Origin of the sequence: Cohnella sp. WQ 127256 (assembly GCF_024519285.1) — a bacterium.
Lineage (GTDB): Bacteria > Bacillota > Bacilli > Paenibacillales > Paenibacillaceae > Cohnella.
Genome location: NZ_JAMZCY010000003.1, coordinates 98,728 through 112,752, shown reverse-complemented (window position 1 = coordinate 112,752; position 14,025 = coordinate 98,728). Strand labels below are relative to the sequence as shown.

Genomic DNA, 14,025 nt, shown 5'->3' with positions numbered 1-14,025 from the left:
GCCGCCGTCTATACTTTTGCGATCATAGCATTCTTATATTCGGTCGGCGTTTTTCCTTCCACCTTCTCGAATTGGCTGACGAAATAATCTGCGTTGCCGAATCCGACATTTGCAGCGATCTCGTAAACCTTCTGATTGGTTTGCCTTAGCTGCTTCTTGGCCTCGTCTATTCGGATATGAAGCAAGAACTCGTTGAAATACACCCCGTAGGTTTTCTTGAAGAGCTGGCCCAAATAAACCGGGTTCATGTAAAATCGCTTGGATATGCTTTTCAGACTCATATTCTCGTTGTAGTGAATCTCGATATATTGCTTGATTTTCCCAATTTCGCCTTTCCCCTTGGAGCTTCTCAACGCCGTAATATAGTCGGCGCATTCGGATAAGAAATCAACGAACAATCTTTTAATCCCTTGAAGCGTTCTCGGCTCGTGATGCCAATGCATGATCGGTTTCAAAGTACCGATCGCACTCTCGTTACCCAGCATCGTCTGAATGACGCGGGTGATTCCATGCACGCACCTCGAAATCGAAGCCGTAATCGATTCCGGGCTATAGCTTTGCTCTTGAAATGCCGCGAACATTCGGGTCACGAACATAAGCATCTTATCGCCGTCATGCAGTTCCAGGCTTTCTATCAACCCGGAGTAAATCGCGGGCTCGATTTCTTTGACTTGTAACACAACGCTCTTCGTTTCTTCATGAAGGGTTACGTTTTTGGTGTCGAAGACGTATTTATGCTCCATCGCGTCTAAAGCGGTCAAATACGAATTCCTGATAAGAGCAAGCGAAGGCGACACTTCCCCCACGTAAACCCTAAGAACCCCCTCGATCTTGCCGCTTACCGTCCGAACAAGCTCCTCTGCCAGCCTTCCGGCGCCTTCCGCTCCGGTGACGAACGCAAGAAACCCTAATTCCGATAAACTCCGAGCGTATAAGAAAGGCTCTTTACCTTGTATATGCCTAGCCAGTATCGCTTCAGCCGCTTCTTTCGCCTGCTCCACCCGCTTCACGCGCTCGGCTTCGTTTAATGCCGTAGGAGCATCGTTCAATTCCAACGCAAAGTAACGCAATGGCTTATCTTTAGGCAGTCCCAACGATTGGGCGGCTTCCGATAAGCCCTTATCGTCCATCTGACCCGACAGGAGTTTCTCGAACATCGAAGCTTGAATGACGCGATTGTCGACTTGCGACCAGCCCGGCGTACTGTCTATTTCTTTCGCGATACGCTCAAGCGTATCGATCAGCTCGATCTCATCGATCGGCTTGAGTAAATAATCTTGAACACCGAATCGAACCGCATGCTGCGCATACTTAAAATCGCCATAGCCGCTAACGATGATGAACTTCGTCGATTTGCCATTGCGTTTACGCACGGTTTGAATAAGTTCAAGACCATCCAATACAGGCATGCGAATATCGGTGATGACCAGATCAGGTGCTAGCTGTTCGATCAGATGAAGCGCTTCTTCGCCGTCATCCGCCTCGCCTATGATTTCATACCCGTACTTTTCCCACGGAATAAGCACCATTAGCCCTTTGCGTGCGAAAATTTCATCGTCAACCAATATCACTTTTTTCATTAGCCTCCAACTCCTCGCACCTCAATGTAATCGCTTCCATAATAAGAGTCAGAAGATAGTTTTAGGCTGAATTGTGGAATCCAATCTAATCTTACTCAATATGATCCAATTTTGTATACCTAAGAAAATATAGATAATTCTTAGTGATCTTTACATGATTGGCAATATAACCAATACACAGGAAAAAAACCCGGCATTGCAGCCGGGATTATGACAAGTCGCATAATCAACTCAAGAGGTTCAAAGCTCAACCTTTAACAGATCCCGCGGCAATTCCTTCGACGATCCGGTTACTGAGTAGGAAAAAGGCCAACAAAATCGGCATAATACTGATCATGAGGGTCGCCCCAACCGCGCCCCAGTTCGTCGTATATTGTCCAACGAAATTTTGTACGCCTACAGTCAGCGTCTTCAGATGATCGGAACTAATGAACGTGTTAACGAAAATAAATTCGTTCCAATTATAGATCATATTGATAATCCCAGCAGTCACAATTACGGAAGCCGTCATGGGTAGAACAATCTGAAAAAAGATCCTATTTACACTGCAACCATCCATGAGAGCTGCCTCTTCGACTTCTTTAGGAAGCGCGTAATAGAAGCCTAGTAAAATCATGATCGTGATCGGAAGGTTAAAAGCCGTATAAGAGAGAATGAGACTTACTTGCGAATCCGTCAGATGAAGCTTCTGAAAGAGATTAAACAACGGGATTAACGTAGAATGGACAGGGATCATCAGTCCAACCATGAACAGCCCTAGCACGAACGATCGTAGCTTCCATCTCATCCGTGTAATTGCGAATGTCACGAAGCTAGCCAATAGGATCGTAAGTACTACGGATACAAGCGTGATCCACACACTATTCATAAAGTATCTGCTGATGTTACTCTGAGACCAGACACTTTCGTAATTTTCCCAATGCAGCTTCGAGGGGAGCGCAAACGGCGGTAGGTTAAACACTTCCTGACTATTCTTCAATGAGAAGAACAAGAGCCATACTAAAGGAAGAAGCTGTACCGCTGCTGCTAAGACCAGCACCGTATACAAAATTCCGTAGCCGATTCTGCCCCCGATCTTTCGGGATGTCCTATCCGTCCTGTAGTTTAAAGCCTTATTGGCAGTTATCAAAGGGATCTCCTCCTTCCTTACGAATATTGAATCGAATCTTTAGTCGCGGTTAACTTACGAATACCCCATGTAGCGACTAAACAGATGAGTAGCAGGAAGAAGCCAATTGCGCTGCCATAGCCAAAATCAAATCCACGAAACGCTTTGTGGTACATGTACGAGGCCATAACCTCACTTGCTCCATTCGGTCCACCATCAGTCATGACATAGATCAAATCGAAATATTTAAGCGAGCCTACAACGGCCAGCACAATCGTCACCTTGATGACCTCAGCGATCAGGGGGACTTTAATCCGTAGAGCGATTTGTAGTGAACTCGCCCCATCAATACGAGCCGCTTCAACGAGAGAGCCGGGGATATTCTTAAATGCTGCATAGTAAATGAGAATATAAAACCCAGCATACTGCCACAAAATAGGAACGAACAACGCACCTAGAACAACAGATGGGTCTGCCAGCCACTCCGGCGTATTCTTAAACCCCAAGGAAGCTAGTAAATCATTTAGAATACCTGTTGTAGGGTGATAAATTTTCAGCCACAGCTGCGCAATCGCAACAGAGGATAAGAGCATCGGAATTAAATAAATTTTGCGAAATAGATTTGCACCGCGTATCCGACCCGCAAGCACTAACGCCACCGCCATATATACGATCAGGAATACCGCCGAAAGGACTGCGAACAGTAAAGAATGGTTAACGCTGCTCCAGAACTTCTCATCTTGCAGTAGAGTAGCGTAATTATCTAAACCGATAAAGGTCATCTTACTGATTCCGTCCCATTCCATAAGCCCGTAGTATCCCGTCAACACGATGGGCAAATAAATGATGGCGAGGATTAACAATAAGGACGGTATAACATAGAGAGCGATCATTCGTTTGTCCGACATCACTTTATCCACACTTCGCGAGCCTCCTTAAGCTTTGAAAAGAGAAAAGAACATAGCCGGAACGTTCCGGTACTACGTTCTTTTCCTCCAATGCCTGAACTTTATTTACCAGCCTTCAATACATCCTCTTGCTTCTGAGCGAATTCCTCCGGCGTGACGGCTTTGCCGAATAGTGCCTGCACGAGGTTATGATGTTCTTCTGAAGCTACCGGCTTCATCTGAACGTCCACGTACAAGGTTACTTTCTTAGCTGTGTTCAGCTCATTTAGCAAGTCGATGAACATTTGCGGTAACTTGACTGCAGCCGTGTCGACTTTCGTTGCCGGGATAATACCGGCATCGGTCACGGAATGCTCGCCCCACTTCTGTACGAAGAAGCTTACGAATTTCTTCGCCTCTTCCTTGTATTTGGACTTCTCAGAGACGAAGAGTCCTACACCAACACCCCCTACCCAATCGGATAGGTCACCTTTACCACCTGTTACTGTCGGGAATTTGAAATATCCAATCTTGTCTTTGAATTCCTGTGGAACATCCGGATTCGTCGTATAATTCGGAACTTCCCATGTTCCCATCGCATACATTGCCGCTTTTTCATTCATAAATTCTGATTTAGCCTCGTCATTGGACAATCCGTTGAACCCTTTAACGAAAGCTTTCATATTCACAAGCTCCTGCGCCTGCTTAGCCGCTTCGATCAAAGCGGGATCAGTAAACGTGTTACTCGCAACCGCTTGGTCTAGTAGATCCTTACCGCCAATCCGATCAGCCAAGTACATGTACCAGAACGAAGCTGTCCAAGCATCCTTAGCACCAAGTGTGATCGGAGTTATTCCTTTACCATTTAAGGTATTGATAATGTTCTTGAGATCGTCTAATGTTTGTGGCGGTTGCAAATTGTTTTGAGCGAAAATCTCCTTGTTGTAGTAAACAGGAACAATATTCAACTCAACCGGTAATGCATACGTCGTTCCATTGAAGGCATAGCCGTCAGTTGTGCCTGCTACGAATTTATCCTTCAAATCGCCTTGGAGAAGATCATCAAGGGATGTGAACATGCTCCCTTTAACATAGGGTTCCATGAAGCCTGCTGCCCATGTAAATCCTACATCTGGAAGATCATTGGAAGCGGAGAGCACCTTCAGCTTATTCTTATATTGCTCTGTGTCCAGTACTTCTGTACTGATCGTAACGTTCGGATTCGCTGTCTGGTATTCCTCAATAATTTGCTTAATCACCGTATTTTGAGCGGAGTTGCTTCCATCCGGCCAAAGGTGCATCATTTTGAGTGTGATTTTCTCTGCTTGCGCCTGACTATCTCCGCTCGATTCCGATTTTTCCGGAGAGCTGTTGGTTGCTTCATTGCTTGATTTCGCCGCATTTTTGTTGTTTGAACTACTTCCACAAGCGGAAACGATTAAGATCAACGCGAGAATTAACGTACATGCTGCTAGTGTTTTGCTTCTCAACTTTATTCCCCCTTATTCTTCTGAGAAGGATGTATGCGCTTTCCTTCTGAACTAATCTTATCACCGCATGTTGCTCGGAATAAGGGCACAGCCTTTCGATATAAGTTCACTATTATTAGATTTCCATCTGTTCTTCGGTCATCTCTGAACGATATTGTCCCGGACTGCATCCCTCGTATTCCTTAAACAGCTTGAAGAAATACTTGGTTGTTTGATAGCCGACGCGCTCAGCGATCTCTGCAATGGGAAGCTTCGTACGAAGCAGCATTTCCTTAGCTCTCTGCAGCTTTCTTCTCGTCACATATTCGCTGAAGGTCATCTGCATCTGCTCTTTGAATAGAGCGCTCAAGTAGCTAGGATTTAACTGAATATGATCGGCAACCTCTTTCAAACCGACTACCTGTTCCAGATGGTCATTCACATACGAGACTGCATCTGCGACCGGCTTGCTTAAAGCTGAATAATCCGTAACCATCAGTCTCGAATCTACGATTTTCCGCATCATATTCACACGATTGCGTTCCTCGCAAGCTTCAAGGGCGATTTCGACGGATGCAAATAGCTTTTCTTTGCTTATGGGCTTCAGTAAATAGTTGGTGACACCGAGCTGGATAGCTTGATGCGCGTAATCAAATTCAGCATGTCCAGAAATCAAAATAACGGACGGTTTATGTTCGAGTTGCTTTTCCTCCACCCTATTAACCAGAGCCAATCCGTTTATTTCCGGCATGCGAATGTCGGTTATGATGAGATCAACCTCATGATCCACCAGCATATGAAGAGCAGAGTGACCATCTTCTGCGGTTAAAATATGATAGCGCCCGTTCCCTTTAGTCTCCAGTATTCTCTTAAGTCCCTGTCTTGTTCTCGGTTCATCGTCAACGATCATAATCGTTTGAATTCTCATAGCTGCCTCCTGTGACTGCTGGAATTGTCATACAAATACTTGTCCCTTTTCCTTTCCAGCTTCTGATCGCAATTCGACCAGGCATTCCTACTTCTTCCTCGAAATATAGCTTAACTCTTCGGTGCACGTTGTCGATTCCCAAGCCTGATTTTTTCACCGAAGGGACTTGTCCGTTTTCTAGTCCGTCAACAATCGTTCGGAGCGTAACCTCGTCCATCCCCGCTCCATTATCTTCGATAGTGATCTTAAGCTCCTCTTCATTGTCCGATCGTGTTACAGAAACCGTTATTGCTCCTTGGCCAATTTTCTTCTCCACACCATGTGCGATAGCATTCTCCACAAAAGGTTGTATGAGAAGCTTCGGAAGTTTAACCGTATCAAATTCCTCAGAAGTGACGATTTGCCAAGTCAATCGTTCGCCCAGCCGCATTTTCATAATAAGCAAATATCTCTCGATATGTTCTAGCTCATCACGTAGAGTTACCCACTCCTCCTTGTTTGGTCCCATGATCGTATATCGAAATAAGTCTGACATCGCCACTACAAATTCTGCTAATTCGTCCTCTTCTTTTTCCTGTAACGACCAATATAGCGCTTCCAAAGTATTAAATAGAAAATGCGGATTAATCTGCGCTTGCAGCGCTTTGAGCTCCGTTCGACTTTGCAGTAATTCTTTCTCATACACCAAGTTAATCAGATCGTTAATGTTTCCCACCATTTGGTTGTAGGTCCGATTAAGCTCATTGATTTCGATTGTCGATGTCACGATATCCGTTGGTTTCAGTACACCCAAGCGAGCGCTTCTCATCGTCTTGATCAGCTTAAACACAGGCCGAGTAATCATCGTAGATAGTAACAATGACAGAAATACAAAGAGTAGCGTGCCGATACCAGCCGAAACAAAAATCGCTGTGCGCAGTACAGAAATCCCCTTGGTAATCGCACTAAGTGGGGTTAATATAAGCAACGTCCACTCGGTAACTTTGGAACGTTGGCGTACCAAGATATACGGCTTGTCGTTGATATCCACCGTCTGGTTATCGGAGATAATTAACTCAGCAGCATCCGCTTCAGAAATTGTGTGATCGTTCGATGCAATAATTTGACCATCGTTGCCCAGGAGAAGTGTCGTTTCCTGTTCCCCTTCTCCGGACAGTGGCTCCTGGAAGGTGAATACATTACGGTTGATTCTGACGAGCAAATAACCTCCCGGAGAGAAGTTATTGTCCATCAAACTGATCCTTCGGATCGCGAGCACCGACTCCTTATCTAACGGATCGATACCAAACCAGATGATCCCGCCCTTCTCATGCGTCGCTTGGTCGATTCGGTCGTTACTAACCCTGTCTTCCAGCTTGGCTTCATCGAGCGGATAAAGTCTCTTGCGTTCATAACTATAGATCTCTACCGATTTAACTCCGTGTGCGTACGTCTGCACAATATTCACGATTGGCGGAAGCGCCTGACGCTCCGAGAATGTTGCAGGCTTGCCGTTCAATTCGTTCAACAACAAGCTCTGAACATAAGGATTGGTAGAAACCACAGTCGTTAGCGAATCGATCTGCTCAAGAATACCCTCTAGCCTACCATTCGCCTGAATCGCGGTTTGTTGGATGTGTATCTCCGCCTTATTTTTAAGCAAAGTGGAGACGGAATCGAATGTCACGATCCCGACAACAGTAAGGATGATAATCATAACAAGGAGGAATCCAAACAGCATTTGATTACGGAGAGTATTGATTTTAGAAATCCGGGGCAACCACACTTCGATCAACCTTTCCTCCGACAAGCGGAAATGGATTATTTGGTATATTGTTACACTGACAGGTTTGGGATGTAAAGAGAATAGTTCCTTCAATCGACAAAATATGAATGTTGAACATAACAAATTAACCTTGATCGACTAAGGAATTAGTCTATCAAGGCGAGTCGGATTATCTCAGTATTGAATTGGTGTGATACTTCTTAACTTACAATTTGTAAAAAGAAACCGCCGTTCCACCTAATACCGCATCAATCTCTACCTGAGAGCGACCTTCTAGCATTTTGTTCGTCTCCCCCCAAACCTTGCTATAGCTTCCAGCCAGATTCTTAGCTTCCAGTCCTTTCTTCTATTAACTTTTAACAGCCCCCGCGGCGTCGCTGAAGCTGCCGACCAAAGAAGAAATGGACATAATCGTGGAGGTGTTGCGTTCGCCCGTTTTCCACTCCCCATATTCGATAATATCCGCATAGAAGATTGGCATGAGGGTGGTCGTTATGCCTAACGCCAAATAAAGCATAATTCCGCCGATATACACGATGGGGAAGAAGATGCCCATGATTCCTTCGATTGAACTGTGACCCGTTCCTTGTATTTGTTAATGAAGAATAGATTGCTGATGAGGAATAAGGCTGCGAATAGGAGCCCCAACCGGAAATATCCTTGTGCTTGGGTCGATGACGACGCCCATCACCGGAGCCACGCACTGAAAAAAATCATAATTTACGAAGATACGAACCCACCGAGTAGCCCGTTACCGAAATTATTCGACCCATACAACCACTTGAAGCCCAAACTCGTCTTTACCTCCACGCTGCGCCTCACTCCGTTTCCTTATGTTCGATGAATACGATGTACACGGGGTCCATACGGTCCTTCTGAGTCCATCGCTTGCAATGCTTTAAATAATAAAGGTATACTCCGTTTATCGCACGACATCCGGGTGGATAGGCAAGCACGGATAGATGACATTATGAATAAGCGGGGTTAAGGGTGTGGACCAACTAACGACAAGGCAACGCATACTGATGGAAGCGGAAAAGCAGTTTATTTCGCTCGGGATCGCAAGTGTACAAATGAAAGATATTGCATTAGCCATTAATATTAATAGAAGAACACTGTACCGCTATTTCCCCACGAAAGATGAATTAGCCTTTGAAATCGAGATTATAGTGATGAAGCAACTACAGGAATATCTCACGATGGATATCGGGGATTTGTCTGGCAAAACCGGTTTTGAAAAAGTTACGGCGTATTTCTTTCAGGTTGATCTTGATAAAGTCAAAGATCAGATCAAGTTCACCGCCGAGTTCGATAGGTACTTTCAGGGGAGTTATCCGAATCCGGATTTGGAGCAATCGTTCATAGAAGCTTTAAACCCTGATCAGGACCCGCTATTTCTGTGGATACGCGACGGCGTGACGGACGGCTCTATTCGTAATGATATGACGGTCGAAGAGTTGTACCACTTTATTAGCCACAGCTTTATCTCTCTCTTCCAAAGGCTGATTCTGAGAGAGAACCACCTGAAGTATGAATATTGCGATAATATTGATTTTCACAAATCATTCCGGAATATTATACTCACTGGAATACAGCGCACATAGAAATCGGGGTTTCTCAACTTCAATTTCATGTGCGCTGGCATGGCTGTTATTCCATAATTATGGCGTTAGAAGAACTCTTACCACTCCGCAATACGGGGTCGCCCAGAAGCTTCCGAACACAGCTTCATCACCATTTCGAGTTCGCGTCGGTACAAATTCACCTGATTCAGTCAAATAGCCTTCCTCAACGCTAAGATAGTCCACAGGTGTTGATACCAACGACATTTTCATAGCATCCAACCATCCAGGTCCTGACCCTGGAACCATGAAGAGATGGAAGTTACCGGCCAAGTAAAACTCATGCGGTCCTGCTTCGATGATCAGCCCGTGCTTAGGTCGTCCTGCAGTCAACTGAGGATTACGGGAATGTCTATGGTCCTTATGATCACTCAATGGGCCCATATCGATAAAAGGTATTCCTCCGATGTATTGTTCGAATACAAAGCTCTGATTCATTTGATAATCTTCTTCTACGACGGCATGAATTTTGCCTGAACCTCGATACTTCTGAATCAACGGCAATATACTCATTACGCTGCGGAAGCTTTCGATGAATAATACGGCATCCTCCACCGGATTGCCTTCCATATCCAAGATGCTGTCTACGCCAAAACAGAAATAACCAATCGCGTCGTATTCAGCCAACGCCCGAAGCATATTCCGCGCATTAAGCCCGTCCGTGCCGGATTCCGGAACAAACAAAGGATTGTCAGGCCGACGATAATCGTCACACACAGTTCTGTAGTCACCATAATTAACGGAATAAATATCCGGTCCAATCAGATCCACATGAGGCGCTGCAAATTTCCAAATGTCTATCGTGTTTCTAGTCGCTCCACCGGATGGATAGAATCCCGGAACCGGCCATCCTGGGAAGGATATCCACACATTAACAGACAACAGGATATCGTATACCGCGCGGCCTTCTGCAGCGATATGATCAATATATTTGGCAATAGACCAAGCCGTGCAGAACTCGCCGCCCGCGACGCCAAAAACATCCTTCCAGCTCCCTTGTTCTTGAGAACCGTTCTTCTTCCAAGCGTCATAGACATGGCCTTGCCCTAGCTCTTTCACATGCTCGAGGAGCCCAGAAGCTACAGGCCCGACATATGCCGCTTCCGCCACAGGCCCATAATCTCGATCGCAGCCAAGAATGCCTGGTTCATTCTCCACTTGCACCGCAATAATCGTATTCGTGTCGCCATCTGCTTCCTTCAGATGCTTCATCAATGCGCAGAACGCTCTCGAATCCGCCTGCATTGCTTCTTCGCAAAAAGCCGAAAGGATACTCATAGGGGCGCCATCACTGCGAAGCACTCTAGTAAACCGCTGTTTATCCGTCTTTACCCAGCTCGGGCAATACCGCATCTCGCCATTCTTCCAAGTTGCAAACCACAACACGATTAGGTGCAACTCATGCTTACGGCACTCTTCCAGAAGCATGTCCACTGAAGAAAAATCAAATTGTCCATCCTGCGGCTCAACCTTATCCCAATATACCGGGGCTTCCAGCGTATTGCCCCCTATTGCCTTAACGCCTGCAATAGCAGATGCCAGCTCTTCCGCGTTATACGCGCTGGAGTTTTTGGACTGACCTCCCATGGGCATGAATGGTTTTCCCTTTACTGTAAACATATAAACATCTCCTGTTCTTCTATTTAAATGGATAAATCCTGTATCGGACTAGCTTTAGAGAGCACTTTCTTCTCGTCATATTTAAGAAAAGCTAACAGTGAAATTAAGGCAATAACAGCTGCAATGATGACAGATATCCTGATCCCGGAATCATGACCAATTGAATTCCCAATCGCCAATAAGGTGGGCAGAATAATAGCGGATAAAGCGGTTCCAAACTTCGTCAGAAACGAGCGCACTCCAAAGTATAGTGCTTCTTGGTTTTCCCCACTTGTACTAGCGTCATATACGGCACAATCTGCAATGATGGCATTCGGTAATATGCCTGATATGGCCGAAGGAACCGCACAGAGAATAATAACGGGAATCAGCTGTGCAAATCCGTCAAACGGAAGCTTCCCCATAAGAGAGATATAGATGAAAGAAACGATAAGAAACACGAATGAAACGATCATCAATTTCTTCTTGCCGTATTGTTTACTTAATCTGTTTACTAGCGGATACAGCAAGAAAGAGAGAACGCCGACGGCCGTCACAATCAGTCCAACATGATTTTCCTTCTGTCTCGCGAGCACCGTAATATAGTAGACGAGGGAAGATTGGAAGAACCCGTTCGTAAACCAATAACCTAACTCGCTAATTAAGAAAAATTTGAAATCTCGATTATTAAATACCGCTTTAACGGATGATTTGATATCTAAGCTTGACGGGCTTGTCGAACCGTATTTCGTCTCATCAATCGTATAGGCCGGTATAAGCATGAGAATCAAAGCAACGGTTGCAAGCCCTGCAAAGGTCCACTGGATCGAAACCGTTTTGGAAGTCCCAAAGATCGTCATAACCGCCTCCCAGATATTAGGGGCAAAGGTCGCGATAATAAGGCCTAGAAACCAAGTTATTGATATGTATGTCGACAGATCGATACGATCTTCCGTAGTACGACCCAATTCGCTAAGAAGCGCGGTATACGGGATCACATAACAAGTAAACGCCACAAAGTAGAGGGGCAGAATAATGAAAAGCCATAAAGAATTAATCGTATGAACTTCGTTCTGAAAAGGCACGACGAATATGGCTATGAGCAAAATAGCACAAGGCAATGCGCTTCGTCTCAGAAACGGCGTTCTCCTTCCAAGGCGATGACTGCTTCTATCGCTTAAATTCGCGATCCATAGGTCAGTCATTGCATTGATCAACGTAGCTAATCCCATAATGATGCCGATAATCGTGACGCCCATAAAGATGCCGCCTTGCGGAATCGTCACTGTAATGTCGGATCCTTCCGGCGGTAAATAAAAGTAGATGAGCCATGTCCCGATAATTCCAGCTAGAATCGACCAGCCTAACTGGCCTAGAGAATAGTAAATCCTTATCTTCCTTGGTAATTTATCCATCCTCGTCCTCCTTTGTCTCATCATGTTCCCGCTAACAAAATGCCACACGTGTGGCATAACTAAATTATAAAACGCTTTCAACTCTCTCGTCAAGATTGTTTTCTAGCCTTTTGTAGTCGCGGTCAGTTGCGTTTGGAATTGAAGGATTATCCGATGTTACAGCAATCGCGGCAGGGGAAGCTCATTCCTTAATCTTAACGAAAGCTGGCGAGGTCTATTCTTTCGGAGATAATTGGGTTGGACAATTTTGAGCATTACCCGTGCAGAATTAGCGATGATGGGCGCGAAAGCAGTTGGAGCAACAATTACACTGGTAACGACCACAGGCTTTGCCGATGACAGCGAGATCCCTGCTTGGGCTAGATCAGCGATTTTCTCCATCAAAGAATTGGGTATACTCAAAGGTCGTTCGCACAACATCTTTGCGCCACAGGCAACGGCTACAAGAGCTGAGGCGATTACACTGATTATGAATCTAATACAAGCCAAGTAACAGCAACAGGCCGCTCATACGTGAGCGGCCTGTTGCTATTCCAACCCATTCAGCGAGCGTCAGCTCCTCACATATATGGAAGAGCCGAATCCCGTTGCACCTGCAGTTCGAAGGCCAAAAAAGTGCCCTCGTGGAGCCGCATCCCGTTGCACCTGCAGCTCGAAGGCCAAAAAAGTGCCCTCATGGAGCCGAATCCCATTGCGCCTGTAGCACGAAGGCCAAAAAAGTGCCCTCGTGGAGCCAAATCTCGTTGCGTCTACAGCACGAAGGCCAAAAAAGTGCCTTGAACCGAAATTATGGACCTAAGTGTTGCCTAACGTTTGATATAATACTGGCCAAGCGTCGCCCTCGAAGCGTTGATGGACTTTTCCTGTCATCATCTTAGCGTTAAAGTGGCCTTCGCCAATAGGACGGGCCGAGTAAGTCGTTTCCCCCGTCATTAGATGAATAGCCATCGACCGGCGAGCTTCCGCCGAAGTGTTGGGGCCGCTTCCGTGAATCGTCAGCGCATGGTGGAAGCTCACTTGGCCCGCCTTCATCACGATGGGCACGGTCGTAAACTTCTCGTTGTCGGGAATATCCATTTCTTCCACTTGCTTCTCCATGTTCTGTTCGAAGAAGTCGCTCATTCTCAGCAAGCCCCACTTGTGGCTCCGGGGGACCATTTGCATACAGCCATTTGAGAGATCCACATCCGTAAAAGCGACCCATGCAGTTATCAAAGTCGGCTCTTGCGCGCACTGCCAATACGAGAAATCCTGATGCCATCCCACGTTTGCTGTTTCTTTAGCAGTGCCTCTACCCGGCTTGTAAAGCAACTGATCATGCCACAGCCTGATTTCGTCCGCTTTCATTAGCTTACCCGCGATCGCCCCGATCGTCGGATCCGTGGCCAAGCTCCTCATCGTTGCGTCCGCCCAGTGGGAATTGTCTGTTTTGCGCAAGCCACGAGGATTATCCCTTCCTTCTAACCAATTGCATACCGGTTCACGACCCAGCTCGTATTTCCCCTCGTACAATGCATCCTGATGCTGCTTGATCGAGTCGAGCTCCTCCGAAGTAAATACGACTGGGGATACCCAATATCCGTTTTCTTCGAAAAAATCGACATCTTCTATCGTGGGTAAACAATTGGTACGAATCTCAATATCGCTCATCT

The 14,025-nt window shown here is 45.9% G+C and carries 13 protein-coding genes; 3 read left to right on the top strand and 10 right to left on the bottom strand.

Features of this window, described 5'->3' with window-relative positions; genetic code table 11:
- Positions 1-8: 8 nt before the first annotated feature.
- From M1K58_RS10675 to M1K58_RS10645, 7 genes are all read right to left on the bottom strand, one after another.
- Positions 9-1,580 (bottom strand): response regulator transcription factor, encoded by a 1,572-nt coding sequence (locus M1K58_RS10675; RefSeq protein ID WP_256758834.1) that lies wholly within the window; start codon positions 1,578-1,580, stop codon positions 9-11.
- Positions 1,581-1,827: 247 nt separating this feature from the next.
- Complete coding sequence (locus tag M1K58_RS10670) at positions 1,828-2,706, bottom strand: carbohydrate ABC transporter permease (RefSeq protein ID WP_256759033.1); 879 nt, start codon at positions 2,704-2,706, stop codon at positions 1,828-1,830.
- Between the two features lie 20 nt (positions 2,707-2,726).
- On the bottom strand, positions 2,727-3,608 hold the full coding sequence (locus tag M1K58_RS10665) for a carbohydrate ABC transporter permease (RefSeq protein ID WP_256758833.1): 882 nt from the start codon (positions 3,606-3,608) through the stop codon (positions 2,727-2,729).
- A gap of 89 nt (positions 3,609-3,697) precedes the next feature.
- On the bottom strand, positions 3,698-5,065 hold the full coding sequence (locus tag M1K58_RS10660; protein WP_256758832.1) for an extracellular solute-binding protein: 1,368 nt from the start codon (positions 5,063-5,065) through the stop codon (positions 3,698-3,700).
- Between the two features lie 115 nt (positions 5,066-5,180).
- Positions 5,181-5,972 (bottom strand): response regulator transcription factor, encoded by a 792-nt coding sequence (locus M1K58_RS10655; RefSeq protein ID WP_256758831.1) that lies wholly within the window; start codon positions 5,970-5,972, stop codon positions 5,181-5,183.
- Positions 5,944-7,737, bottom strand: a complete 1,794-nt coding sequence (locus tag M1K58_RS10650) for a cache domain-containing sensor histidine kinase (RefSeq protein ID WP_256759032.1) — start codon at positions 7,735-7,737, stop codon at positions 5,944-5,946. The genes M1K58_RS10655 and M1K58_RS10650 overlap by 29 nt, the downstream gene beginning before the upstream one ends.
- Positions 7,738-8,086: 349 nt before the next feature.
- The gene (locus M1K58_RS10645) at positions 8,087-8,293 is read right to left on the bottom strand and encodes an MFS transporter (RefSeq protein ID WP_256758830.1); all 207 of its coding nucleotides are present in this window, start codon (positions 8,291-8,293) and stop codon (positions 8,087-8,089) included.
- A 436-nt stretch (positions 8,294-8,729) separates the two neighbouring features.
- Between M1K58_RS10645 and M1K58_RS10640 the strand changes: the two genes are divergently transcribed.
- Positions 8,730-9,341, top strand: a complete 612-nt coding sequence (locus M1K58_RS10640; RefSeq protein ID WP_256758829.1) for a TetR/AcrR family transcriptional regulator — start codon at positions 8,730-8,732, stop codon at positions 9,339-9,341.
- Positions 9,342-9,398: 57 nt separating this feature from the next.
- Here the strand turns inward: M1K58_RS10640 and M1K58_RS10635 are convergent, their stop codons facing one another.
- Entirely contained in the window at positions 9,399-10,979 is a 1,581-nt protein-coding gene (locus M1K58_RS10635) for a DUF5597 domain-containing protein (protein ID WP_256758828.1), read from the bottom strand.
- A gap of 23 nt (positions 10,980-11,002) precedes the next feature.
- On the bottom strand, positions 11,003-12,373 hold the full coding sequence (locus M1K58_RS10630; protein ID WP_256758827.1) for an MFS transporter: 1,371 nt from the start codon (positions 12,371-12,373) through the stop codon (positions 11,003-11,005).
- A 137-nt stretch (positions 12,374-12,510) separates the two neighbouring features.
- Here M1K58_RS10630 and M1K58_RS29665 point away from each other — a divergent pair, with 137 nt between their 5' ends.
- Positions 12,511-12,624, top strand: a complete 114-nt coding sequence (locus M1K58_RS29665; RefSeq protein ID WP_372339151.1) for an RCC1-like domain-containing protein — start codon at positions 12,511-12,513, stop codon at positions 12,622-12,624.
- On the top strand, positions 12,621-12,866 hold the full coding sequence (locus M1K58_RS10625; protein WP_256758826.1) for an S-layer homology domain-containing protein: 246 nt from the start codon (positions 12,621-12,623) through the stop codon (positions 12,864-12,866). Before M1K58_RS29665 ends, M1K58_RS10625 begins: the two co-directional genes overlap by 4 nt.
- Positions 12,867-13,168: 302 nt before the next feature.
- On the opposite strand, the gene M1K58_RS10620 is transcribed toward M1K58_RS10625, so the two are convergent.
- Positions 13,169-14,023 carry a phytanoyl-CoA dioxygenase family protein gene (locus tag M1K58_RS10620; protein ID WP_256758825.1) on the bottom strand — a complete coding sequence of 285 codons (855 nt, stop codon included), beginning with the start codon at positions 14,021-14,023 and terminating at the stop codon, positions 13,169-13,171.
- Positions 14,024-14,025 lie beyond the last annotated feature (2 nt).